This window comes from Streptomyces sp. NPDC013455 (assembly GCF_040632975.1).
In the GTDB taxonomy this organism is placed as follows: domain Bacteria; phylum Actinomycetota; class Actinomycetes; order Streptomycetales; family Streptomycetaceae; genus Streptomyces.
In genome coordinates this window covers 1-24,160 of the sequence record NZ_JBEYCX010000034.1, presented here as the reverse complement: position 1 = coordinate 24,160, position 24,160 = coordinate 1, and the positions used below count along the sequence as shown (strand labels likewise).

The window sequence follows — 24,160 nt, the reverse complement described above, 5'->3', positions numbered from 1 at the left end:
GCTGCGTGCGTCGAAGAAGCGACTACGGCACGGACCTCGTGAGGCACCACCCGCTCCTCGGCTGTTGCGCATGACACGATCCGTTGCGTGCTGGGGAACATAGTGAGAACGGCGCCACGGAGCCGTCAAGGGGCGAGCGCCGATCCTCGGCGAACGGCACCCGGCGGGCGACGCCTCTCGGACACACGACGGCCTGGGACCGCAACCAACCGGTCCCGCGCCCTGGTTCGCGCCGTGACGTGCCCGTGCCGGCACCTGTCACGCAGTCAGAAGCCCCACCACGTCCGCCGGGAGAGCTCGGCGTCCCGGGGCCAGGAGCCGTACCTCGTCGCCGGGGAGAGCTCGGCGTCCCGGGTCAGAAGCCGTACCCCATCCGCCGGGAGAGCTCGGCGCCCGCCGCGACCGTGCGCTTGGCCACCTCCGGCAACCGGTCGGCGTTGAGCCGGTAGACCGGCCCCGAGACGCTGATCGCCGCGATCACCTCGCCGTCGTGCGCGCGCACCGGGGCCGCGACGGCCGCGAGGCCCGGTTCCAGTTCCTCGACCGTGACGCCGTAGCCCTGCTCGACCACGCTCATCAGCTCGGCGCGCAGCATTCCGGCGCCGGTGACCGTCCGGTCCGTGAACCGCGGCAGCGGCCGGGCCAGCAGGCCCTCGCGCAGGGTGGGCGGCATGTGCGCGAGGAGCACCTTGCCGCTGGAGGTGGCGTGCAGCGGGGTGCGTCTGCCCAGCCAGTTCTGCGCTGTGACGGACGCGGTGCCGCGGGCCTGCATGATGTTGACGGCCGCGTCGTCGTCGAGCACGGCGATGTTGACGGTCTCGCCCAGCTCGTCGGCGACCTCACGGCAGACGGGGACGCCCTCCTGGGAGATGTCCAGGCGCACTGCCGCCGCCCCCGCCAGGCGCAGTACGCCGGCCCCCAGGTAGTACTTCCCGCGGTCCTTGGCCTGCGCCACCAGGCCGCGGTTCTCCAGGACGCCGAGCAGCCGGAACGCCGTCGACTTGTGGACGTCCAGCTCCTCGGCGATCTCGGTGACGCCCGCCTCGCCGTGCCGGGCGAGGATCTCCAGCACGCTCACGGCGCGGTCCACCGACTGCACCGCGCTGGCCGCGCGGCCGCCCTGCCTGTCCGCAGACGCCGTCCGCGTGGTCTCCTCGCTGCGGCCGGACTGCTTCTGCGCGCGGGTCATGGCTCAACTCCACCATCTGTCGGCCCGGTTCGGGCCGCTTCTGCGGGAAGCCCTTGACGCGACGGTCGTCCCGCCCGGATTCTGTTGCGCACAGCGCTGCAACATGCGCCATGCGAAACATCATGCTATCGAAGCGTCCGGGCGCAACCGCGCGGCGTCAGGAGTGCGACAGCTGCCCGGCGCCGCCGCGCCGGCGTATCCGCTCCTGCTCCCGCAGGGCCGCCCGCTCCTGGCGCCGGCGGGCCCGGCGCTCGCGGCGCAGGGCCCGCGCCGTGCTGCTCGGCTCGGACACCACGCCGTACCGCTGGCTCCACACCTGGCGGGTCACCCACACGTCGACCACCGCCCAGGTGGCCACCACCGTGCTCGCCACACTGCTGATCACCATCGGGAACGCCAGCCACGACCCCGCCAGCGTGCACAGGAACGCGACCATCGCCTGAATCAGCGTCACCGATATGACGAGGACCGCCCGCACGGCCGCCGTACGCACCGGATCCGGCAGCGGATGCCGGCGCGCCGGCTCCTCCACCCACAACGGCCGGGACTCCCGGCCCTGTTCATATCCGGCGTACTCCCCGGCCCGCCCGGGTGCCGGACTGCCGCGATCCGGCACCTCCGCGCCCCACCGTGCCTGCGAGCGCTCCGCCGCACTCTCGTCGGGCGCCCTGCGCCGCTCCGCCGTGCCCATCACCGTGTCACTCCCCACCGCCGGCAGACAGCTCGCCCCCGGCGTCCGAAGATGCCGACTCCCCAGTGGCTGCCCGGCTTGCGCTCTTTTACGCCGCCGGGGCGCGGCACGCGGCTCCTGTGGCCCATTCCGCCCCCATTTCCCATGGAGAAGGACGAACGAGACGGCTCGAAGATTCCCCACCGGCGAAAAAATCCGGCCAACCGCCTCCTGATGAGGCCCCCGCGGGAGCCGACGGGGGCGCCCGGATCGCGGTGGCAATCTCCCCCAATGGCCGGACAACTCGCCATCTACCGTCGCCAGTGCGGAAGTTCACCCTCCGGACATGTCTTCGAGTTCACTGTGAGGCGGTAGTAGGCTCGCGCCGTTTGCAGACGGACCTGAACACCCCCGCCGGCGGGGGTCGAGCTGGGGGAGGCCATGCGCTTTCGCGGAAAGTCGATCCGCCGGAAGATCGTGGCGCTGCTTCTCGTGCCGCTGGTGTCCCTGACCGCCGTCTGGTGTTTCGCCACGGTACTGACCGGGCGCGAGGTCACCCAGCTGTTCCGCGTCTCCGACGTCGTCGAGAACATCGGCTACCCCGTCGAGGACACCGTCCGCGTCCTGCAGCAGGAGCGCCGCCAGAGCCTCGTCTACCTCGCCGACCCCCGGGCCTCGACGGCTCTTTCCGGGCTGCACCGCACCCGCACCGCCACCGACCGGGCGATCGGCACGATCCGCGACAACGCTGCCGACGGCGACCTCCGGGACGACCTGGACTCGGACGACAGCGAGCACCTGACCGCCGTCCTGGACGCCTTCGACGGACTCGACTCCCTGCGCCGCAGCGTCGAACAGGGCGCCGTCACCCGCGCCCAGGCCCTCGACCGCTACAACCACCTCGTCGACCCCTGCTACGCGCTGCTCGCCGCCCTCGACGGCATCGACGACATCGAGATCGACAAAGAGGGCCGCGCCCTGGTCAACATCACCCGCGCCCGCGAACTCCTCTCCCGTGAGGACGCCCTCCTCGGCTCCTCCCTCGTCGTCGGCCGGCTGACCCGCGACGAGACCCGCGACATCTCCGACCTCGTCGCCCAGCGCACCCTCCTCTACGACATCAGCCTGCCGCTGCTGCCCGCCGCGGAGCGCGAACGCTACGAACACTTCTGGCGCGACTCCACCACCGCCCCGCTGCGCTCGGCCGAACAGGCCGTCGCCGCCGCGGGCTCCGGCATCCCCCGCCAGGTCGGCGCGAAGAGCTGGGACTCCGCCGCGGCGACCGTCCTGGACGAACTCGGCGATCTGGACGACCAGGTCGGCGACCACTTCCAGGACCGCGTCCACCCCGTGGCCGTGTCCGTCATCGTGCAGGCGGCCGTCGCGGGCCTGCTCGGCCTGGTCGCCCTGCTGCTCTCCGTCGTCCTGTCCGTCCGGGTCGGCCGCTCCCTCATCCGCGATCTGCGCCAGCTGCGCCTCGAGGCGCACGAGGCGTCCGGTGTCCGGCTGCCCAGCGTGATGCGCCGGCTGTCCGCGGGGGAGCAGGTCGACGTCGAGACCGAAGTCCCGCGTCTGGAGTACGACAAGAACGAGATCGGCGAGGTCGGGCAGGCCCTCAACACCCTCCAGCGCGCGGCCGTCGAGGCCGCCGTCAAGCAGGCCGAGCTGCGGGCCGGTGTCTCCGAGGTCTTCGTCAACCTCGCCCGTCGCAGCCAGGTGCTGCTGCACAAGCAGCTCACGCTGCTCGACACCATGGAACGCAGGACCGAGGACACCGACGAACTCGCCGATCTGTTCCGCCTGGACCACCTCACCACCCGTATGCGCCGGCACGCCGAGGGCCTGGTGATCCTCTCCGGTGCCGCCCCGTCCCGGCAGTGGCGCCGGCCCGTGCAGCTGATGGACGTCGTCCGCGCCTCCGTCGCCGAGGTCGAGGACTACGAGCGCATCGAGGTCCGGCGCCTCCCGCGTATCGCCGTCACCGGACCCGCCGTCGCCGACCTCACCCATCTCGTGGCCGAACTCCTGGAGAACGCCACCGTCTTCTCACCCCCGCACACCGCCGTGCAGGTGCTCGGCGAACGGGTCGCCAACGGCTTCGCCCTGGAGCTCCACGACCGGGGACTCGGCATGACGGCCGAGGCACTCCTGGACGCCAATCTGCGCCTCGCCGAGACCCCCGAGTTCGAACTCTCCGACACCGACCGGCTCGGCCTGTTCGTGGTCAGCCGCCTCGCCCAGCGCCAGAACGTCCGGGTCTCCCTCCAGCCGTCGCCGTACGGCGGCACCACCGCCGTCGTCTTCATCCCCGACACGCTGCTGACCGACGACGTCCCGGACACCAACGGCATCGGATTCCGGCTCGACCGCGAACGCCCGGCGAACGGCGCCGAGCCGGCGGTGAGCCGTGCCGGAGGGCAGCCCCAGGCACCGCTCCGGCTGCCCGGCCTGCCGACCTCCCTGCTGGACGGCCCGGTCGAGCTGGAGGCCCCGGTGGACCTCGACGTCCTGGACGACTTCCCCGGCGCGCTCGGCGACGAGGACAGTGAACGCGGCGGACTGTTCCGGGCCCGCCGCCCCCGCCCGGGCGACGACCAGCAGGCCCCCGCTCCGGCCGACCGGCTGCCGCGCGACGAGACCGCCGACCGCGGAGCCGTACCGCTGCCCCGGCGGCAGACACCCAAGCTGGTCAGCTCGCACGGCAAGCCCGTCACCGGCCAGCGGTCCCGCCGCGGGGAACCGGACCCGGCGCCCGGCGCCGCCGTACGCCCCGCCCACACCGACGGGCCGGCCCCGCTGCCGGCTCGCCGCCGCGGTACGACACCCCGGCGCACCGGCGGACCCGCCGACCGCGTCGCAGACCGGGCCGCGTCCCCGGCCGACGGCGCGGACGAGGCACCCGCAACACCGGCCCTGCCCAGGCGCACCCGGTCCGCGGCGCCCGGCGCCGGTATCCCGACGGACACCGCACCGTCCCACCGCGACACGGCCCCACCCGCCGGCGACCGGGCACCCGCCGGTGACCCGGCACCCGAACCGGGTACCGCGCCGCTGCCCCGGCGCGTACGCCAGGCCAGCCTGGCGCCCCAGCTCAAGCACGGCACCGAACGGCGCGCCGAGCGCGCGGCCGAGCCCGCCGACCGCGACGCCGAGGAGGTCCGCAGCCGGATGGCCTCCCTGCAGCGCGGCTGGCAGCGCGGCCGGGAGGAGAATGCCGCGGGCGACGGGGCCCGCGACGGCACAGCACAGCGAACGACTAAGGGGGACGGTCGATGACCGCACCGAAGGCGACCGGCCACACGGCGACCAACAACGGGGAGCTGAACTGGCTCCTGGACGACCTCATCGACCGGGTCGCCAGCATCCGCAAGGCCGTCATCCTGTCCGGCGACGGACTGCCCACGGGCGCGTCCAAGGACCTGACCAGGGAGGACAGCGAGCATCTGGCCGCCGTGGCGTCCGGCTTCCACAGCCTCGCCAAGGGCGTGGGCCGCCACTTCGACGCGGGCGGCGTCCGGCAGACGGTGGTCGAGCTGGACGACGCCTTCCTCTTCGTCACCGCCGCCGGGGACGGCAGCTGCCTCGCCGTCCTCTCGGACGCCGACTCCGACGTCGGACAGGTCGCCTACGAGATGACGCTCCTGGTCAAGCGGGTCGGCGTACATCTGGGCACCGCTCCGCGCACCGATCTGCCCGCGGGCGGGTAGTGGGATGTCATGAGCGGAGACGGTCAGGGAAGAAGTCACTGGTTCGACGACGAGGCCGGACCGGTCGTCCGTCCGTACGCCATGACGCGCGGCCGCACCACCAGTGCGGCCCAGCACCGCCTCGATCTGATCGCGGTGGTCGTCACCGAGCCCGGCGTCGACGATCCGGAGGCGGACCCGACACTGGCCCCCGAACACGTGGAGATCGTCGGGCTCTGCCGGGACACACCGCAGTCGGTCGCCGAACTCGCCGCGGAGCTCGACCTGCCCATCGGCGTGGTCCGCGTCCTCGTCGGCGACCTCGTGCACGCGGAACTCGTCCATGTGAACCGTCCGGTACCCCCGGCCGAGCTGCCGGACGAGAGTATTCTGCGCGACGTGATCAACGGCCTCCGGGCGCTGTGACCGGCGCGGAAGCGGGGTGAGGACGTGACCGGCTGGCAGTTCTGGGTGGACCGGGGCGGCACGTTCACCGACATCGTCGCGCGCCGCCCGGACGGCCGGCTGCTCACGCACAAACTGCTGTCGGACAACCCGGCCCGGTACTCCGACGCGGCCGTGGCCGGCGTCCGCGCCCTCCTCGACGGCTCCCCGGAACCCGTCGAGGCCGTCCGCATGGGCACCACGGTGGCCACCAACGCCCTTCTGGAACGCACGGGCGAGCGCACCCTCCTGGTCGTCACCCGCGGCTTCCGCGACGCACTGCGCATCGCCTACCAGAACCGCCCCCGCATCTTCGCCCGCCGCATCGAACCGCCCGGACTGCTCCACGAACGGGTCGTGGAGGTGGACGAACGCCTCGCCGCCGACGGCACCGTCCTGCGCGCCCCGGACCTGGACGCCCTCGCGGGCCCGCTCCAGGAGGCGTACGACGACGGGATCCGCGCGGTCGCCGTCGTCTGCCTGCACAGCCATCTGCACCCCGCCCACGAACGCGCCGTCGGGGAGCTCGCCGCCCGCATCGGCTTCCCGCAGATCTCGCTGTCCAGCGAGGTCAGCCCGCTCATGAAGCTCGTCCCGCGCGGGGACACCGCCGTCGTGGACGCCTACCTCTCGCCCGTGCTGCGCCGCTACGTCCGGCACGTCGCCGACGAACTGCGCGGGGTGCGCCTGATGTTCATGCAGTCCAACGGCGGGCTGACGGAGGCCGGACAGTTCCGCGGCAAGGACGCCATCCTCTCGGGGCCGGCCGGCGGCATCGTCGGCATGGCCCGCATGTCGCAGCGCGCCGGCTTCGACCGCGTCATCGGCTTCGACATGGGCGGCACGTCCACCGACGTCTCGCACTTCGCCGGTGAGTACGAGCGCGTGTTCACCACGCAGATCGCGGGAGTCCGGCTGCGCGCGCCCATGCTGGACATCCACACGGTCGCCGCCGGCGGCGGCTCCGTCCTGCACTTCGACGGCTCCCGTTACCGGGTCGGCCCCGACTCGGCGGGCGCCGACCCCGGCCCCGCCTGCTACCGCGCCGGCGGCCCGCTCACCGTCACCGACGCCAACGTGATGCTCGGCCGCATCCAGCCCGCGCACTTCCCCGCCGTGTTCGGACCCGGCGGCGACCAGCCCCTGGACGCCGCCCTCGTCCGCGACCGGTTCACCGCCCTCGCCCGCGAGATCCACGACCGCACCGGCGACGACCGCACCCCGGAGCAGGTGGCCGAGGGCTACCTGCGGATCGCCGTCGCCAACATCGCCAACGCCGTGAAACGGATCTCCGTCCAGAAGGGCCACGACGTCACCCGCTACGCCCTGACCACGTTCGGCGGGGCCGGCGGCCAGCACGCGTGCCGGGTCGCCGAGTCCCTCGGTGTCCGCACCGTCCTCGTACCCCCCATGGCCGGTGTCCTCTCCGCGCTCGGCATCGGCCTCGCCGACACCACGGCCATGCGCGAGCACTCCGTCGAGGCACCCCTGGAAGCCGCCGCCATGCCCGGCGTCCGCGGGACCGCCGACGACCTGGAGGCCGCCGCGCGGGCCGAGCTCCGCGCCGAGGACGTCCCGGAGGACCGGATCCAGGTCACCCGCCGCGCCCAGCTCCGCTACGACGGCACCGACACCACCCTCACCGTCGAGCTGGCCGAGCCCGAAGCCATGCGGCACGCCTTCGAGGAACGTCATCGCGCCACGTACTCCTTCACCCTCGACCGCCCGGTCGTCGTGGAAGCCCTCTCCGTCGAAGCCACCGGCATCACCGCACCCCCCGATCTGTCCGCCCTCGCCCCGTACGAGGGCCGCACCTGCCCGCCCGGCACCGTCCGCCTCCACACCGGCGGCGCCTGGCGCGACGTACCCTTCCACCGCCGCGAGGCCCTTCCCCCCGGCGAGACCGTCACCGGACCCGCGGTCATCACCGAGGCCGGCGCGACGACCGTCGTCGACGACGGCTGGCGGGCCGCCGCGACCGACGACGGGCATCTGCTCCTGGAACGCACGGCGATCACGCAGAGTTCCGGTCTCGACACGGAAACCGACCCCGTGCTGCTGGAGGTCTTCAACAACCTCTTCATGTCGATCGCCGAACAGATGGGCGCCCGGCTGGAGTCCACGGCCCAGTCCGTCAACATCAAGGAACGGCTGGACTTCTCCTGCGCGCTGTTCGACCCGGACGGGAACCTGGTCGCCAACGCCCCCCACATCCCCGTCCACCTGGGCTCCATGGGCACCAGCGTCAAAGAGGTCATCCGCCGGCGCGGCCACGCCATGCGGCCGGGTGACACCTACGCCGTCAACGACCCGTACCACGGCGGCACCCACCTGCCGGACGTCACCGTGATCACGCCCGTCTTCGGCACCGACGAGGCGGCGGACACCCGCGCTGAGCCGCGGCTCCTCTTCCACGTCGCCTCACGCGGCCACCACGCCGAGATCGGCGGCATCGCCCCGGGCTCCATGCCGGCCCACAGCCGCACCATCGAGGAGGAGGGCGTCCTCTTCGACAACTGGCTCCTCGCCGAGAACGGCCGCTTCCGCGAGGAGGAGACCCGCCGGCTGCTCACCGAGGCGCCGTACCCGTCCCGGAACCCGAGCACCAACCTCGCCGACCTGCGCGCCCAGATCGCCGCCAACCAGAAGGGCGTGGACGAGGTCCGCCGGATGATCGAGGAGTTCGGCCTCGATGTCGTCCAGGCCTACATGCGACACGTACAGGACAACGCCGAGGAAGCCGTCCGCCGCGTCATCGACGCCCTGGACGACGGCGAGTACGCCTACGAGACCGACTCCGGCGCCGTCATCCGGGTCCGCGTCCGCGTCGACCGCACCGAACGCCGGGCGGCCATCGACTTCACCGGCACCTCCGCGCAGCTGACGACGAACTTCAACGCGCCGTCCGCCGTCGTCGACGCGGCCGTCCTCTACGTGTTCCGCACGCTGGTCGCCGACGACATCCCGCTCAACGACGGCTGTCTGCGGCCACTGGACATCATCGTGCCGCCCGGCTGCATGCTCGCCCCCGAGCCGCCCGCCGCCGTCGTCGCCGGCAACGTCGAGACCTCGCAGGCCATCACCGGTGCCCTCTACGCCGCGCTCGGCGTCCAGGCCGAGGGCTCCGGCACCATGAACAACGTCACCTTCGGCAACGAACGCCACCAGTACTACGAGACGGTGGCCTCCGGATCCGGAGCGGGGGACGGATTCCCCGGCGCCGACGTCGTACAGACCCACATGACCAACTCCCGGCTCACCGACCCGGAGATCCTGGAGTGGCGGCTGCCGGTCAGGCTCGAGGAGTTCACCGTCCGGCGGGGGAGCGGCGGCGCCGGACGGTGGCGCGGCGGCGACGGCGCCGTGCGCCGCATCCGGTTCCTCGAACCGATGACCGTCTCCACGCTCTCCCAGCACCGTCGCGTGCCCCCGTACGGCATGGCCGGCGGCGCCCCCGGCGCGCTCGGCGCCAACCGGGTGGAGCGGGCCGACGGCACGCTCGCCGACCTCGGCGGCAGCGGCTCGGCCGACGTCGGCCCCGGCGACGTACTCGTCATCGAAACCCCCGGTGGCGGCGGTTACGGCCGTCCGTCGCCCGACGACCCCCATCAAGCAGGAGAAGAAAACGATGATCTTCGGGCGTTCTGAGCGCGGCAAGCCCCCGGTCGAGCCCGTCACGCTCAAGATCCTGGTGGCCGGCGGCTTCGGCGTGGGCAAGACGACCCTCGTCGGCGCGGTCAGCGAGATCAGGCCGCTGCGCACCGAGGAACTGCTCACCGAGGTCGGGCGGCCCGTCGACGACACCAGCGGTGTGGAGGGCAAGCACACCACCACGGTGGCCATGGACTTCGGCCGCATCACCTTGCGCGAGGACCTGGTGCTGTACCTCTTCGGCACGCCGGGACAGGAACGGTTCTGGTTCATGTGGGACGAGCTGTCCGAAGGCGCGCTCGGCGCCGTCGTCCTCGCCGACACACGCCGCCTGGAGGACTGCTTCGCCGCCGTCGACTACTTCGAGCGGCGTTCCATCCCCTTCCTGGTCGGCGTCAACTGCTTCGAGGGCGCCGCCCGCCATCCCGCCGAGTCGGTCCGCCAGGCCCTCGACCTGGACGGCGACGTGCCCGTCCTGCTCTGCGACGCCCGCGACCGGGAGTCGGTCAAGGAGGTGCTCATCGGGCTCGTCAGGCACGCGATGGACTACGCGGCCGACCGCCGGCCGGCCGTCATGCGCTGACCGGCCGGCACGGACCGGCCCCGGCCGCCGACGGCGCACGCGCAGGGCCCCGCCCGGGGCCGGCACGGACCGGCCCCGGCCGCCGACGGCGCACGCGCGGGGCCCCGCCCGGGGGACGGGTTGTGTCTGCTCACGGCCCGAGGGGCACGGCCCCCGGCGCGCCCCGCCGACAGGCACGGCCCGTACCCCCGCCGACCGGGGTACGAGCCGTGGTCCTGTGCGGAGCGCCCACGCGCGCGTGCGGCGGCCTCCTCGCCGCTACGCCCCGTCGTCCTCCAGCCAGCCGAAGCTCTTCTCCACGGCCCTGCGCCAGTTCCGGTACGCGCGCTCGCGCACCGGCGCCTCCATCGCCGGGATCCACTCGGCGTCCTTCCGCCAGTGCGACTCCAGCTCGTCCAGGCCGTTCCACACGCCCGTGGCCAGACCGGCCGCGTAGGCGGCCCCCAGGCAGGTCGTCTCCGACACCCGGGGCCGGATCACGGGGACGCCGAGGACATCCGCCTGGTGCTGCATCAGCAGGTTGTTCCGGGTCATGCCGCCGTCCACCTTCAGGGTGCTGATCCGCACCCCCGAGTCCCGGTACATGGCGTCCACGACCTCGCGGGTCTGCCAGCTGGTCGCCTCCAGCACCGCGCGCGCGAGGTGCGCCTTCGTGACGTACCGGGTGAGCCCGGTGACGACTCCGCGCGCGTCGGCGCGCCAGTACGGTGCGAACAGCCCGGAGAAGGCGGGCACGATGTAGGCGCCGCCGTTGTCGTCGACGCTCGCCGCCAGCGTCTCGATCTCGTCGGCGGTCCGGATGATCCCGAGCTGGTCGCGGAACCACTGGACCAGCGCGCCCGTTATCGCTATGGACCCCTCCAGGCAGTACACCGGCGCCTGACCGCCGATCTTGTAGCCCATCGTCGTCAGCAGCCCGCTCTTGGACGGCACCGGCCGGTTGCCGGTGTTCAGCAGCAGGAAACTGCCGGTGCCATAGGTGTTCTTCGCGGTGCCGACGTCGTAGCAGGTCTGCCCGAACAGAGCGGCCTGCTGGTCGCCCAGCGCGGAGGCCACGGGCACCCCGGACAACTGCCCGACGGCGGTGCCGTACACCTCGGCGGAGGACCTGATCTCGGGCAGTACGGCCTCGGGGACGTCCATCGCGGACAGGAGGGAGGGATCCCACTGCAGGGTGTCCAGGTTCATCAGCAGGGTGCGGCCGGCGTTGGTGACGTCGGTGACGTGCCGGCCGCCGTCGGTGCCGCCCGTGAGGTTCCAGATCAGCCAGGAGTCCATGGTTCCGAAGGCGATCTCGCCGCGTTCGGCCCGCCGGCGCAGACCGGGCACGTTCTCCAGCAGCCAGGCCGCCTTGGGCCCGGAGAAGTAGGCGGCGAGCGGGAGCCCGGTCCGTTCGCGGAAGCGGTCCGGGCCGTCCGTGCCGCCCAGTTCGCCGCAGAGCGCCGCGGTACGGGTGTCCTGCCAGACGATCGCGTTGTGCACGGGCTTGCCGGTGGCGCGGTCCCACAGCACCGTGGTCTCCCGCTGGTTGGTGATGCCGAGGGCGCTGAGCTGGTCGGCGCGCAGCCCGGCCTTGGCGAGCGCCCCGGCCACCACGGCCTGCACCTTGGACCAGATCTCGGTGGCGTCGTGCTCCACCCAACCGGGCTTTGGGAAGATCTGGCGGTGCTCGCGCTGGTCGACGGCGACGATCGCGCCGCCGCGGTCGAAGACGATGCAGCGGCTGGACGTGGTGCCCTGGTCGATGGCGGCGACATACGTGCCGGCGGTGTCCGTCATGGCTGTCCCTGGGTCGCTGGGTCGGATCGCTGGCCGGAGGCCCGCGTGGGGATCGGGAGCCGGGGCGTGCGAGAGCGGGGCGGTGTGGTGGCCGGTGGGTCAGAAGGCGGCGTGGTAGACGAGACCGGCGAGTGCTCCGCCGATCAGCGGGCCGGCGACCGGGATCCAGGCGTACCCCCAGTCGGAGGTGCCCTTGTGCGGGATCGGCAGGAAGGTGTGCACGATGCGCGGGCCGAGGTCGCGGGCCGGGTTGATGGCGTAACCGGTGGGGCCGCCGAGGCAGAGGCCGATGCCGACGACGAGCAAGGAGACGATCAGCACGGTCGTGCCGGACTCACCGAGGCCCTTCGTGAGCCCGAAGGCGAGGACCGGCAGGACCAGCGCGACGGTCGCGATGATCTCGGTGACGAGGTTGGCGACCGGATGGCGGATCTCCGGGACGGTCGCGAAGACACCGAGGGTCGGCACCGGGCCGCCGGCGGTGTCCCCGGTGGTCTGCTCCGTGCGGACGTTGGCCTGGAACTGGGCGAGGTACACCAGATAGGCCAGCACGGCGCCGAGCATCGCGCCGACGATCTGGCCCAGCAGGTACACCCAGACCTTGCCCCACTTCCCGGTGTCCACGGCGATGCCGACGGTGACCGCGGGATTGAGCTGACCGCCGGAGAGCGGAGCGGCCGTGTAGGCCCCCGCGAGTACGCCGAAGCCCCAGCCGAAGGCGATCACGGCCCAGCCCGCGGCGCGCGCCTTGGAGTGCCTGAGGGTGACCGCGGCGCAGACGCCGGCACCGAACAGGACGAGGATCGCCGTGCCGATGACCTCGCCGACGAAGATGTCTCCGTTGCTCATGGCGGCTCCCTTGGCGCCGGTAGGGGGCGATCGGCCCCGGCCCTGTCGTGCGGGACGGTTCCCTCGGCGACTCCGGCCGAAGGCAGGGAGGGCCCCGCGCCCCGCCCGGCGTCCGTGACGAGCGTGCCGTCGCAGCCGGATCGCCCTGGAAGGGACGGGCGGTGCAGCAGGGCAGGTCCGCGCCGCGGTGCCTGATAACACCGAGAATGTACGGCGATGTCGGCTGACACCGGGAAGTGTTCACCGGCGCCCCGGGGGCGTCAAGGTTGTCGGCGGCGAACGGTCGCACCGGCGCACGCCGTCGCCCCGGCCGCGCCGGCGGGAACGCAACGGCCGCCCGCGCGGGGGCCGTTCCTCACCGCGGCTCGGCGGCCGCGTACCCGGCCTGCGCCGCGGCCGGACCCGGGCCGCCGCGGCGCACCTCGTGACCGGGGAACCCGGCGCGCCCGAGCACCCAGCTGGCGCCGTCCAGTGCCTTGGCCGCCTGCTTCAGCGGGGCGAGCTGGACGGCGGCCTGGTGGTGGTCGCGTACGCTGCCCGGAGCACAGACGACGGTCGCCAGGGAGAGCGTGACCGCACGGCCCCCCGCCGACCAGGGGGCGTCCAGCACGGCGGCCACCAGCGGATCGAGTGCCTCCTCGTCGGCCAGGACAAGGAAGTCGTCGCCGCCGATGTGTCCCACGCGCGTGTGCCCGGCGACGGCCTGCTGCAGCGCCCGGCCCACCGAGCGGATCAGCTCGTCGCCCGCGGCGAACCCCGCACCGTCGTTGACCTGCTTGAAGTGATCGATGTCCAGCCAGCTGAGCGCGAACGCCCGCCCGTCGGAGATCCGCCGGTCCACCTCGCTCACGATCGCGTCCGAACCCGGCAGACGGGTCAGCGGATTGAGGCCGGCCGCCTCCTCGACCCGGCTCTCGGCCAGCGCCCGCACCAGGTCCGCCAGCCGTACGACGCCCACACAGCGGCCGTGTGCGTCGACCACCGCCACGTCGTCGGAGGTCCGGTCCCGGCCGCCGACCGCCACCACGTCCAGCACCTCCCAGGCCGTCGCGTCCACGCCGACCGTACGGGGCGCGTCACCCAGCTTCACGGCGGGCCGGTCGGCGTACAGGGCGTGTCCGTAGCGGGCGGACATCGACAGCAGGAAGCGCGAGCGGTGCACGGAGCGCACCGGCCGGCCGGCCTGGTCCACCAGCAGCACGCCGGAGACGTCCGGAGTACCGGTCAGCAGCGCCCGTACCTGCCCCGCGGAAGCGGTCAGCGGCAGTACGGCGGCGGGGCGCACGAACTCCCGTACCGACGGCCCGGAGCGGGGCAGGGGCACGGCGTCCGGGGCGTGGGGCGGAACGTATACGTCCGCGGCCGGGATCCGGGCCGGCGGCGCGAACAGCTCCCCCTGGGCCAGCTGCGCACCCGCCGACAGCGCCGTCGCGTACTGCGTCTCGGTCTCCACGCCCTCCACCGCGACCAGGGCGCCCAGTTCCTCGCACAGCGTCCGCATCGCCCGCACCGCGGCCGGCCGCCCCAGCAGCGAGGCATCGAGCTTGACCAGGTCGGGGGAGAGTTCCGTGAGCAGCCTGAGCGGTACGTCGCCGTCGCCGATGCCGTCCGCGCTGATCCGGAAGCCCATCGCGCGCAGTGAGGCCACCGCCTCCAGCAGGGCCCGCTGCGGCACGTGCGTGCAGGGCGGGACGATGTCGAGGGTCACCTCCCAGGGCATGCGCCCCGCCGCGCGCACGGCGTCGTACAGCGGCGCGAGACCGCCCAGGTCGGCGAGCGTGGCCGCGAACACGTTCAGGTGCAGCGGCAGCAGCGTCTCCTTGCGCGCGGCCGCCCGGAACGCGAGCACGACCAGCCTCCCGTCCAGTATCGGGTCACGGCGGGCCTCGGCCAGGACGTCGCCGGTCTCCGGGCGGGCGAGTGTCTCCAGTGCGGCGACCGCGCCCGTCCTCAGGTTGACCACCGGCTGGAACGCGAAGCGGAGAGTATCCGTCCAGGAGTGCACGGGAGCATGATGGCGCTGCCCGCGCACGCGCAGGCCCAGTTCATGAGACGTTCACGCAGCATTCCGGGCCGGTGACACAGCGTGGCCAACTCCCGGGTGCGCGACGGAACCTCGTCGCCCTCGCCGGTGAGCCGGCCGGGGACCGCGGGTGCGCATCCGCGCGCCAAGGCCCCTTTCGCCGACGTCATCTGATGGCACGTCAGGTCTGTGTCCGACCGACCGGAAAGAGACAGGCCGTTTCCGTGAACCGAATGGCTCCGCACGGCGTCGTGGTACACGAAGAGGCGGCCGGGACCGACGGGGGTGATTCCGGCCGCCTCTGCTCGTCCACTCGTTACCGATGCGTCACTGGCGGAACACGTCCTCTTCTGATCGGATACAGTCCGCGCGTGTCCGAAACTCAGCACTCACCTGTCAACTCCGCTCCGGACTCCCACTGTTCGAGCTGCGGAGCGCCCTATGGAGAGGGCGTCTCCGGCTGGCCCCGCACCTGCTCGTCCTGCGGGACCGTCGCCTACCGCAACCCGCTGCCGGTCGCGATCGCCCTCCAGCCCGTGTACGACACCCAGGGCACGGCCCTGGTCGTCATCACCCGCACCGTCGCCCCCGCGCGCGGAGGCACGGCCCTGCCCGGGGGCTACGTCGACGACCGCGAGGACTGGAAGCAGGCCGTCGTACGCGAACTCAAGGAGGAGACCGGTATCGACGCGGCCGCCCGCGATGTGCGGCTCGTGGACGCCATGAGCTCGCCCGACGGGCACCTGCTGCTGTTCGGACTGCTGCCGGAACGCCCGGCCGACGGCCTGCCGGCCTCCGGCCCCACCGACGAGACCGAGGGCTGGCGGCTGCTGCGCAGGCCCGAGGAGCTCGCCTTCCCGCTGCACACCGTGGCCGTCAAGGCGTGGTTCGAGGGCCGTTACGTGTGAGCCCGGCGGTTCAGCCGAGCCCCCGCACCCGCACCGGACAGGACGGCTCGGCCGCACCGTCCTCACGCACCAGGGTGACGGCCACCCGGCCGCCCTGCCGGCGGGCGACGTAGCGTTCGACCTCCGGTACGTCCCAGCCGTCGCCCGCGTCCCGCACCACCAGCCCGCCCCCCGTGCGTCCGCGCGCGGGCGCCCACACCTCCAGCTCCAGCGCGCCGTCGCCGCCGCGCACGGGCACCACCGCCCCGGCGCGCGCGAGCACCGGTATCCGGGACAGCGGCGCGTCCACGAGGACCTGCGCCGGCCCCTCGTACACCTCCTCCGTCACCGTGTCGTACCAGCGGCCGCGCGGCAGCCGCACCGCCCGGCGGCCGGCACCGGGGTCCAGTACCGGGGCCACCAGAAGAGCGTCGCCCAGCAGGAACGCGTCCTCGCAGTCGCGCAGCGCCCGGTCCTCCGGCGCCCCCCACCACAGCGGCCGCACATAGGGCGCGCCGGTGCGCCGCGCCAGGTGCGCCAGCGTCATGAAGTACGGCATCAGCCGCCGGCGTTCCAGCAGCGCCACGCGCGTGTGCTCCAGCACCTCGGCACCGAACTCCCACGGCTCCCCGCGCCCCGTCCGCGGACTCGCACGGGTGCGGAACAGCGGCAGGTACGCGCCCAGCTGGAACCACCGCAGATACAGCTCCGGCGACGGACTGCCGTGCAGACCCCCCACGTCCGGACCGGAGTACGGCATCCCGCACAGCCCGAGCCCCAGCACCACGGACAGCGACGCCCGCAGCCCCGGCCAGCCCGCCGCCACGTCCCCCGACCACGTCCCCCCGTACCGCTGGAGCCCCGCCCACCCCGAGCGGGAGAACAGAAACGGCCGCTCCCCGGGCACCAGCTCGCGCAGCCCCTCGTAGGCCGCCCGGGCCATGCAAAGCGCGTACACGTTGTGCGCCTCGCGATGGTCGCCGCCCCGCCCCTCCAGAGCATGCCGGGCGGACCGCGGCAGTGTCGCCTCACCGAAGGCGTTGAACGACGTCGGCTCGTTCAGGTCGTGCCAGAAGCCGGCGAAGCCCTGTCCCAGCCGCTCCTCGTAGAGCCCGCCCCACCACGCCCGCACGCGCGCGTCCGTGAAGTCGGGGAAGACCGACTCGCCGGCCCGGGCCTCACCCCGCACCGGGCGGCCCTGCGCGTCCCGGACGAACGCGTCCAGGGCCGCGCCGCCGTCGTACACGGCGTCGCCCGGCTCCGCCCGCACCGCCGCGTCCACGACCGACACCAGGCGGACCCCGTCCCGGCGCAGCTCCTCCGCCAGCCCCGGCAGCTTGGGGAAACGATCCTCGTCCACGGTGAACACCCGGCGCCCGTCGTGGTGGCCGGCGTCCAGGTGCACGGCGTCCAACGGCAGCCCGCGTTCCTGGTAACCCGCGACGACCCCGCGCACCTCCTGCTCGCCGCCCCGGCCCGATAGCGCGTGATGGTGGCCCAGGGCCCAGGCGGGCGGCAGCGCGGGCGCCCCGGTGAGCCACGCCCACGTGTGCAGCACGCGCGCGGGAGTGCCCACCATCACCCAGCAGCGCAGCGGACCGCCCTCCATCCGCACCTCGCAGCGGCCCGCCCGGTCGTGCCCGGACCCGGCGCCCTCCTCGCCCTCGCGCAGGATCACCGTGCCGTCCCAGGTGCTGTCGTGGAACACCAGGTGCGTGCCGGCGTCCGCCACCACCAGCTGCACCGGCATCGTCAGGGACGCAGGCTCCGTCCCCGGCCCGGCAGCACGGCCGGAACCGGCGTTCCACAGCCGGTAGGCGCCGTCCCGCAGCCGGGGCCCCGACGCCCGACCGCCCAGGCCGAAGAAGCGGGCGTCCGCCGCCACCTCCGAGCGCTGCGTCCACCGGGCCGTCCCCCCGCCCACCGGCTCCCACCAGCGCGGCGGCAGATCCCGCCGCAGCATCACCCCGCCCGGCGTGCGGACCTCCACCGCGCCGTACCGCGAGACGACGACCGTGACCCGCTCGGCCACCACGCGCCAGCCGCCCTCCTTGTCCGGCTCCAGCACGACCCGCGGATCCGGCTCGGGGCCGCTCCCGGCGAGCGCGTACGACGGCCGCGGACCCGCCCCGTCCCACCCCCAGAAGACCGCCCCGTTCGCCGCCACGACGATCCGCAGCCCGGAGCGGCCGAACCGGATCACACCGCCGCCCGGACCCGGCTCCACACCCTGCACCTGCCCCGGCACCCGGGCCCGCTCCGGCCCCCGCCTCGGCAGCCCGACGGCGTCGACACGCCTCCTGCGCCATGCCGCCCGCACGGTACGCAACCCCCGAGCCGCCCGCCCCGAACCGACCACACTCACCGAACGCACCAGGTCACGACCGTCCATGCTGCTCACCCTGCCACCGAGCACCCCACGCGCGCGTGTCGTTCAACTGCCGTTCACCCGTGCCGAGGCCACATCTTCGACACCTGCACTATGTGGGGCGCACCCTGGTGCAGAAGTCGATCACATGGCATCGTCCCTGTCAGCCGCGTCACGCGCACACCCCAGCCGTGCGCGGACCGACGCCCACGACGCGCACAGCCCGGGAGCCTCCCATGTCGACCGCGAACCCCCGACCGCTCTGGCAGCCCGATCCGGAGCGGATCGCCCAGGCCCGCATCACCCGGTTCCAGGAATGGGCCGCCGAACACCACGGCGCCCCGGCCGAAGGCGGCTATCCGGCCCTGCACCGGTGGTCCGTCGACCAGCTGGACACCTTCTGGAAAGCCGTCACGGAGTGGTTCGACGTACGCTTCTCCACCCCTTACGCGCACGTGCTCGGCGACCGCACCATGCCCGGTGCCCAGTGGTTCCCCGGCGCCACGCTGAACTACGCCGAACACGCCCTGCGCGCCGCGGCCGACCGCGCCGACGAACCCGCCCTCCTGTACGTGGACGAGAGCCACGAACCGCGCCCGGTGACCTGGTCCGAGCTGCGCCGCCAGGTCGGCTCCCTGGCCGCCGAACTGCGCGCCCTCGGCGTGGCACCGGGCGACCGCGTCAGCGGCTACCTCCCGAACATCCCCGAAGCCGTCGTCGCCCTCCTCGCCACGGCCGCCGTCGGCGCCGTCTGGACCTCCTGCGCCCCCGACTTCGGCGCCCGCAGCGTCCTCGACCGCTTCCAGCAGGTCGAACCCGTCGTCCTGTTCACCGTCGACGGCTACCGCTACGGCGGCAAGGAGCACGACCGCCGGGAGACCGTCGCCGAACTGCGCCGCGAGCTGCCCACCCTGCGCGCCGTCGTGCACATCCCGCTGCTGGGCACCGACGCCCCCGAGGGCGCCCTCACGTGGTCGGCGCTCACGGCCGGGAGCGCCGAGCCGGTCTTCGAACAGGTCCCGTTCGACCACCCGCTCTGGGTGCTCTATTCCTCCGGCACGACCGGCCTGCCCAAGGCGATCGTCCAGTCCCAGGGCGGCATCCTCGTCGAACACCTCAAGCAGCTCGGCCTGCACTGCGACCTCGGCCCCGAGGACCGCTTCTTCTGGTACACCTCGACCGGCTGGATGATGTGGAACTTCCTCGTCTCCGGCCTGCTCACGGGCACCACGATCGTCCTGTACGACGGCAGCCCCGGCTATCCGGACACCGGCGCCCAGTGGCGGGTCGCCGAACGCACCGGAGCCACCCTCTACGGCACCTCCGCCGCCTACGTCATGGCCTGCCGCAAGGCCGGCGTCCACCCCGCCCGCGACCACGACCTCGCCACGGTGCGGTGCGTGGCCACCACCGGCTCGCCCCTGCCGCCCGACGGATTCCGCTGGCTGCACGACGAGGTCCGGGACGACCTGTGGATCGCCTCCGTCAGCGGCGGCACCGACGTCTGCTCCTGCTTCGCCGGAGCCGTACCGACCCTCCCGGTGTACACCGGAGAACTCCAGGCCCCCGGCCTCGGCACCGACCTCCAGTCCTGGGACCCGGGCGGCAAGCCCCTCACCGACGAGGTCGGCGAGCTGGTCGTCACCAACCCCATGCCGTCCATGCCGATCCACTTCTGGAACGACCCCGACGGCAGCCGGTACCACGACAGCTACTTCGACACCTACCCCGGCGTGTGGCGCCACGGCGACTGGATCACCGTCACCTCCCGCGGCAGCGTGATCATCCACGGCCGCTCCGACTCCACCCTGAACCGGCAGGGCGTCCGCATGGGCTCGGCCGACATCTACGAGGTCGTCGAGCGGCTGCCCGAGATCAAGGAGTCCCTCGTCATCGGCATCGAGCAGCCCGACGGCGGCTACTGGATGCCGCTGTTCGTCCACCTCGCGCCCGGCGCCACCCTGGACGAGACACTCCTGAACCGCGTCAAGCAGGCCATCCGCGAACAGCTCTCACCACGCCACGTCCCCGACGAGATCATCGAGGTGCCGGGCATCCCGCACACCCTCACCGGCAAGCGCATCGAGGTCCCCGTCAAGCGGCTGCTCCAGGGCACCCCGCTGGAGAAGGCGGTCAACCCCGGCTCCATCGACAACCTCTCCCTGCTCGGCTTCTACGAGGAGCTCGCCCGCAAGCGAGCCTGACCCCACCGGAGTTTCACCCTCCGCACAGTGCCCCGGACACCACCGAACCCGTCGACACCGTCCGGGGCACTCGCATGACCTGCGCACACGCACCACCACCGGATCCGGGACCACCGACGGCACCCTCCGTTGTCAGTGCCGACGGTTACGGTGAGTGAGCACTGATTCACTGCGCACAGGGGGAAACGATGGCGCACACCGACCACCAGACCATGCGACGCGCCCTGCGCCGCGAGATCGCCGGCACCATCGGCGTGCTCACCGACGAACACGACTTCCGCGCCATGCGGCGCTACCGCAGCTTCACCTTCCACGACCACCAGAGCTACCTCCGGCAGCTGGAAGCCGTCCTCAGGACCCGCGCCGCCCAGGGCACCCACACCACACTCGCCCTGTTCGACCCCGAGGACTACGCCGCCTACTGCGCGAACACCGGCCTGGACCCGGAGACCCCGGCGAGCCGGACCCGGTTCACCGCGGAACTCGCGGCCACCGGCCCCACCGTCCCCTACGACGGCCGACCGCTCGCCGACCTCCTGCCCGCCCTCGTCGACGAAGCCGTACGCCAGGCCACCTGGGAGTACGCCACCACCCTCCTGACCCGCCTCGGCCCCTGCCCGACCTGCGGCGAGGACATCGGCAGGGCAGCCTTCACCCGCGCCTCACAGCTCCTGGTCCGCATCCTCGACACCGCGCCCCCCGGCGAGCGGCACCTCGTCTGCACCGTCTCCGGACCGCCGGACACCCTCGTCTCCGTCCTGCACGGCGACCAGGACCCCCACGGAGCGACCCGCCTCGACGAGGCCGAGGCCCTCGAATTCACCAGCGTCCTCGCCCTCGGCCTCGCCACCCGCAGCCCCGGCGGCCTCGTCATGCGCACCAGCGCCACCGGCACGGCCGACCGAGTCTTCGGCTGGCGACTGCGCGGCGGCGCCCTCGAACCGCTGACGGCGTCCGAGGTCTTCGACGCCTACTGCACCGACGTCGACACCGGCGACCTCATCGCTCCCGAATCCGGCGTCGACTACCGAGAACCGCCCGACCTCGGCGAGGAGGACACGGCACCGGACCACCGCCACTGAAACCCCCGCCGGAAACGCCAGGGGCGTCCCACCCGAAGGCAGGACGCCCCTGAACCGGCACACCTACGGTGCCCACGAGGACCCGGTACGGCTACTCGCCGGACAGCACCGCCTGCGCAGCAGCCCGCGCCTCCTCGGCGCTGTCCGCCGCACGCGCGGCCGCAGCGGCCCGCTCGCACTGCGCCAGCGTGTACTTCGCCAGCGTGGCCCTCACATACGGAATCGACGCCGAACCCATCGACAGGGAGGTGACACCCAGACCGGTCAGCACACAGGCCAGCAGCGGATCGGACGCGGCCTCGCCACACACCCCGCAGCTCTTGCCCTCGGCCCTGGCCGCCTCCGCGGACAGCGCGACCAGGTCGAGCAGCGCCGGCTGCCACGGGTCCTGGAGCCGCGACACCGCACCCACCTGCCGGTCCGCCGCGAAGGTGTACTGCGCGAGGTCGTTGGTCCCCAGCGACAGGAACTCGACCTCCTGGAGGATCGACCGCGCCCGCAGCGCGGCCGACGGGATCTCGACCATCGCGCCGAACTTGGCCCGCAGCCCCGCCGCACGGCACGCGTCCGCGAACGCCTTCGCGTCCTGGCGGTCCGCCACCATGGGCGCCATGACCTCGAGGTAGACGGGCAGCCCCTCGGCGGCCTTGGCCAACGCCGTCAGCTGGGTACGCAGCACCTCGGGGTGGTCCAGCAGCGTCCGCAGCCCGCGCACACCCAGCGCGGGGTTCGGCTCGTCGGCGGGCGTCAGGAAGTCCAGCGGCTTGTCGGCGCCCGCGTCCAGCACGCGCACGACCACCCGGCCCTCGGGGAACGCCTCCAGCACCTGCCGGTAGGCCTCCACCTGCTTCGCCTCGGAAGGAGCGTTCTTGCTGTCGTCCAGGAACAGGAACTCGGTACGGAACAGACCGACACCCTCGGCCCCCGCCTCCACCGCCGCCGGTACGTCCGCCGGCCCGCCCACATTGGCCAGCAGCGGCACCTTGTGGCCGTCCGCGGTCGCGCCGGGACCCGTCGAAGCGGCCAGCGCGGCCTTGCGCGCGGCAGCCGCGGCCGCCAGCTCCGCCTTCTTCTCCGCGGTCGGGTCGACGAAGACATCACCGGTGCTGCCGTCCACGGCGATCACCGTGCCCTCGGCCAGCTCACAGGCACCCGGCAGCGCGACGATGGCCGGCACGCCCAGCGCCCGCGCCAGGATGGCGCTGTGGCTGGTCGGACCGCCCTCCTCGGTCACGAAACCCAGAACCAGGGACGGGTCGAGCAGCGCGGTGTCGGCGGGAGCGAGATCCCGGGCCACGAGCACATAGGGCTGGTCGCTGTCCGGGACACCAGGCATCGGGACGCCCAGCAGCCGGGCGACGATACGATTCCGCACGTCGTCGAGGTCGGCCACGCGGCCGGCGAGGTACTCACCGGCACCGGCCAGCAGCTCCCGGTACGCCGCGAAGGCGTCGTACACGGCACGCTCGGCGGTGCTGCCGACGGCGATCCGCCGGTCCACGTCCGCCATCAGCTCGGGATCCTGCGCCATCATGGCCTGCGCCTCGAGCACGGCCTGGGCTTCGCCGCCCGCCAGGTTCCCGCGCGCCATCAGGTCGGCGGCCACGGCGTCCACGGCCTGACGGGCGCGCCCCTGCTCCCGCTCCGCCTCCTCCGCGGGAATCTGCTTGGCCGGCGGTTCCAGAACCGCCGTGCCCATGTGCCGGACCTCGCCGATGGCCACGCCATGGCTCACGCCGACGCCTCGCAGCGTTGTCTCCATCTCACCCGTCTCCGATAGTGCGGCGGGCCCCGCCGCCGCGATGGTTGTCCTCTTGGCCGCCTTGCGGCGGCACGGCTGTCACTTCCAGGAGAAAAGGCTGTCGCCGGCCTTCACGTCACCGCTGTCACGAAGGTCGGAGAGGGACTCGGCGGTGGCTTCCAGCGCGACGACCGGGCACACCGGGGACTTGCCCGCGGCCTCGACGGCGGCCGGGTCCCAGCGCACGACGGCCTGGCCGCGCTGCACCGTGTCGCCCTTGTTCACAAGGAGCTCGAAGCCCTCGCCGTTGAGCTGAACGGTGTCGATGCCGAGGTGAGTGAGTACACCGTGCCCGTGCTCGTCGACCACGACGAAGGCGTGCGGGTGCAGGGAGACGATGACGCCGTCCACGGGCGACACGGCCGCGCCGGCCTCACGCACGGGATCGATGGCGGTGCCCGGGCCGACCATGGCTCCGGAGAAGACCGGGTCCGGCACGGCGGCCAGTCCGATGGCCCGTCCGGCGAGGGGGGACGTCACGGTGGTCATGGGAAGCCTCCAAGGAGTGGAGCTGCATGGGCCGTCGCCAGCAGTCCCGGACGGCACTTGAGCAGCAGGGTATGTCATGTGAAGTGACGGTTCCGTATGGAAGCTACCAGTAAGTGGTCTAGACCACCAACCCAGCGGATTTGCACCCTCTTCAAGGCCCCGTGTACAGTCGTAACCCTGCTCGGGACGGAGCGGCGCTCAACAGCGTCCTCGCTCGACAGCACCCAAACTCGTCAGATCCTATCTCTGGGTCTCCTTCTGCATGTCCGCAGGGGGGTGGTCAGAGAGACGGAAAAACCCTGATAGAGTTTGAAACACCGAAGGGAAGCGCCCGGAGGAAAGCCCGAGAGGGTGAGTACGAAGGAAGCGACCGTTCCTTGAGAACTCAACAGCGTGCCAAAAGTCAACGCCAGATATGTTGATACCCCGTCTCCGGTCAGCAGACCGGGACGAGG

The 24,160-nt window shown here is 72.9% G+C and carries 16 protein-coding genes; 8 read left to right on the top strand and 8 right to left on the bottom strand.

The window, feature by feature from the left end:
* Positions 1–355 precede the first annotated feature (355 nt).
* Both ABZ576_RS32955 and ABZ576_RS32950 read right to left on the bottom strand, forming a co-directional pair.
* Positions 356–1,099: an IclR family transcriptional regulator gene (locus tag ABZ576_RS32955; protein WP_360749340.1), complete on the bottom strand. Its 744-nt coding sequence runs from the start codon at positions 1,097–1,099 to the stop codon at positions 356–358.
* A gap of 247 nt (positions 1,100–1,346) precedes the next feature.
* Positions 1,347–1,880 (bottom strand): hypothetical protein, encoded by a 534-nt coding sequence (locus ABZ576_RS32950; RefSeq protein ID WP_360749313.1) that lies wholly within the window; start codon positions 1,878–1,880, stop codon positions 1,347–1,349.
* Positions 1,881–2,300: 420 nt separating this feature from the next.
* Here ABZ576_RS32950 and ABZ576_RS32945 point away from each other — a divergent pair, with 420 nt between their 5' ends.
* From ABZ576_RS32945 to ABZ576_RS32925, 5 genes are read left to right on the top strand one after another with little or no spacing between them, the layout of a single operon-like run.
* A complete protein-coding gene (locus tag ABZ576_RS32945; protein WP_360749311.1) occupies positions 2,301–5,135 on the top strand; it encodes a nitrate- and nitrite sensing domain-containing protein in 2,835 nt (944 codons plus the stop codon).
* A complete protein-coding gene (locus tag ABZ576_RS32940; protein ID WP_360749308.1) occupies positions 5,132–5,566 on the top strand; it encodes a roadblock/LC7 domain-containing protein in 435 nt (144 codons plus the stop codon). The genes ABZ576_RS32945 and ABZ576_RS32940 overlap by 4 nt, the downstream gene beginning before the upstream one ends.
* Positions 5,567–5,575: 9 nt before the next feature.
* On the top strand, positions 5,576–5,971 hold the full coding sequence (locus tag ABZ576_RS32935) for a DUF742 domain-containing protein (RefSeq protein WP_360749305.1): 396 nt from the start codon (positions 5,576–5,578) through the stop codon (positions 5,969–5,971).
* 24 nt (positions 5,972–5,995) lie between these two features.
* The gene (locus tag ABZ576_RS32930) at positions 5,996–9,637 is read left to right on the top strand and encodes a hydantoinase B/oxoprolinase family protein (RefSeq protein ID WP_360749302.1); all 3,642 of its coding nucleotides are present in this window, start codon (positions 5,996–5,998) and stop codon (positions 9,635–9,637) included.
* Entirely contained in the window at positions 9,618–10,223 is a 606-nt protein-coding gene (locus tag ABZ576_RS32925) for an ATP/GTP-binding protein (protein WP_360749299.1), read from the top strand. Before ABZ576_RS32930 ends, ABZ576_RS32925 begins: the two co-directional genes overlap by 20 nt.
* 258 nt (positions 10,224–10,481) lie before the next feature.
* On the opposite strand, the gene glpK is transcribed toward ABZ576_RS32925, so the two are convergent.
* The 3 genes from glpK to ABZ576_RS32910 all read right to left on the bottom strand — a co-directional run bounded on the left by glpK (position 10,482) and on the right by ABZ576_RS32910 (position 14,856).
* On the bottom strand, positions 10,482–12,002 hold the full coding sequence (glpK, locus tag ABZ576_RS32920; RefSeq protein WP_360749296.1) for a glycerol kinase GlpK: 1,521 nt from the start codon (positions 12,000–12,002) through the stop codon (positions 10,482–10,484).
* A gap of 99 nt (positions 12,003–12,101) precedes the next feature.
* Positions 12,102–12,851 carry an MIP/aquaporin family protein gene (locus ABZ576_RS32915; RefSeq protein ID WP_360749293.1) on the bottom strand — a complete coding sequence of 250 codons (750 nt, stop codon included), beginning with the start codon at positions 12,849–12,851 and terminating at the stop codon, positions 12,102–12,104.
* A gap of 355 nt (positions 12,852–13,206) precedes the next feature.
* The gene (locus ABZ576_RS32910) at positions 13,207–14,856 is read right to left on the bottom strand and encodes a GGDEF domain-containing protein (RefSeq protein WP_360749290.1); all 1,650 of its coding nucleotides are present in this window, start codon (positions 14,854–14,856) and stop codon (positions 13,207–13,209) included.
* Between the two features lie 389 nt (positions 14,857–15,245).
* Between ABZ576_RS32910 and ABZ576_RS32905 the strand changes: the two genes are divergently transcribed.
* Positions 15,246–15,782, top strand: a complete 537-nt coding sequence (locus ABZ576_RS32905) for an NUDIX domain-containing protein (protein WP_360749288.1) — start codon at positions 15,246–15,248, stop codon at positions 15,780–15,782.
* Between the two features lie 10 nt (positions 15,783–15,792).
* On the opposite strand, the gene ABZ576_RS32900 is transcribed toward ABZ576_RS32905, so the two are convergent.
* Positions 15,793–18,153: a glycoside hydrolase family 31 protein gene (locus ABZ576_RS32900; RefSeq protein WP_360749284.1), complete on the bottom strand. Its 2,361-nt coding sequence runs from the start codon at positions 18,151–18,153 to the stop codon at positions 15,793–15,795.
* A 212-nt stretch (positions 18,154–18,365) separates the two neighbouring features.
* Between ABZ576_RS32900 and ABZ576_RS32895 the strand changes: the two genes are divergently transcribed.
* Both ABZ576_RS32895 and ABZ576_RS32890 read left to right on the top strand, forming a co-directional pair.
* Positions 18,366–20,333 carry an acetoacetate--CoA ligase gene (locus tag ABZ576_RS32895; protein ID WP_360749282.1) on the top strand — a complete coding sequence of 656 codons (1,968 nt, stop codon included), beginning with the start codon at positions 18,366–18,368 and terminating at the stop codon, positions 20,331–20,333.
* A 188-nt stretch (positions 20,334–20,521) separates the two neighbouring features.
* Positions 20,522–21,415: a hypothetical protein gene (locus tag ABZ576_RS32890; RefSeq protein ID WP_360749279.1), complete on the top strand. Its 894-nt coding sequence runs from the start codon at positions 20,522–20,524 to the stop codon at positions 21,413–21,415.
* A 91-nt stretch (positions 21,416–21,506) separates the two neighbouring features.
* On the opposite strand, the gene ptsP is transcribed toward ABZ576_RS32890, so the two are convergent.
* Positions 21,507–23,177, bottom strand: coding sequence for a phosphoenolpyruvate--protein phosphotransferase (gene ptsP, locus ABZ576_RS32885; RefSeq protein WP_360749276.1), 1,671 nt, complete (start codon positions 23,175–23,177; stop codon positions 21,507–21,509).
* A gap of 78 nt (positions 23,178–23,255) precedes the next feature.
* Positions 23,256–23,705 carry a PTS glucose transporter subunit IIA gene (locus ABZ576_RS32880; protein WP_360749273.1) on the bottom strand — a complete coding sequence of 150 codons (450 nt, stop codon included), beginning with the start codon at positions 23,703–23,705 and terminating at the stop codon, positions 23,256–23,258.
* Positions 23,706–24,160 lie beyond the last annotated feature (455 nt).

Excerpts from the sequence above, each read along its gene's own strand:
- ABZ576_RS32950 (WP_360749313.1), bottom strand. The coding sequence starts at position 1,880 with ATGGGCACGGCGGAGCGGCGCAGGGCGCCCGACGAGAGTGCGGCGGAG.
- ABZ576_RS32945 (WP_360749311.1), top strand. The coding sequence starts at position 2,301 with ATGCGCTTTCGCGGAAAGTCGATCCGCCGGAAGATCGTGGCGCTGCTT.
- ABZ576_RS32940 (WP_360749308.1), top strand. The coding sequence starts at position 5,132 with ATGACCGCACCGAAGGCGACCGGCCACACGGCGACCAACAACGGGGAG.
- ABZ576_RS32935 (WP_360749305.1), top strand. The coding sequence starts at position 5,576 with ATGAGCGGAGACGGTCAGGGAAGAAGTCACTGGTTCGACGACGAGGCC.
- ABZ576_RS32925 (WP_360749299.1), top strand. The coding sequence starts at position 9,618 with ATGATCTTCGGGCGTTCTGAGCGCGGCAAGCCCCCGGTCGAGCCCGTC.
- glpK (WP_360749296.1), bottom strand. The coding sequence starts at position 12,002 with ATGACGGACACCGCCGGCACGTATGTCGCCGCCATCGACCAGGGCACC.
- ABZ576_RS32915 (WP_360749293.1), bottom strand. The coding sequence starts at position 12,851 with ATGAGCAACGGAGACATCTTCGTCGGCGAGGTCATCGGCACGGCGATC.
- ABZ576_RS32900 (WP_360749284.1), bottom strand. The coding sequence starts at position 18,153 with ATGGACGGTCGTGACCTGGTGCGTTCGGTGAGTGTGGTCGGTTCGGGG.
- ABZ576_RS32895 (WP_360749282.1), top strand. The coding sequence starts at position 18,366 with ATGTCGACCGCGAACCCCCGACCGCTCTGGCAGCCCGATCCGGAGCGG.
- ABZ576_RS32890 (WP_360749279.1), top strand. The coding sequence starts at position 20,522 with ATGGCGCACACCGACCACCAGACCATGCGACGCGCCCTGCGCCGCGAG.
- ptsP (WP_360749276.1), bottom strand. The coding sequence starts at position 23,177 with ATGGAGACAACGCTGCGAGGCGTCGGCGTGAGCCATGGCGTGGCCATC.
- ABZ576_RS32880 (WP_360749273.1), bottom strand. The coding sequence starts at position 23,705 with ATGACCACCGTGACGTCCCCCCTCGCCGGACGGGCCATCGGACTGGCC.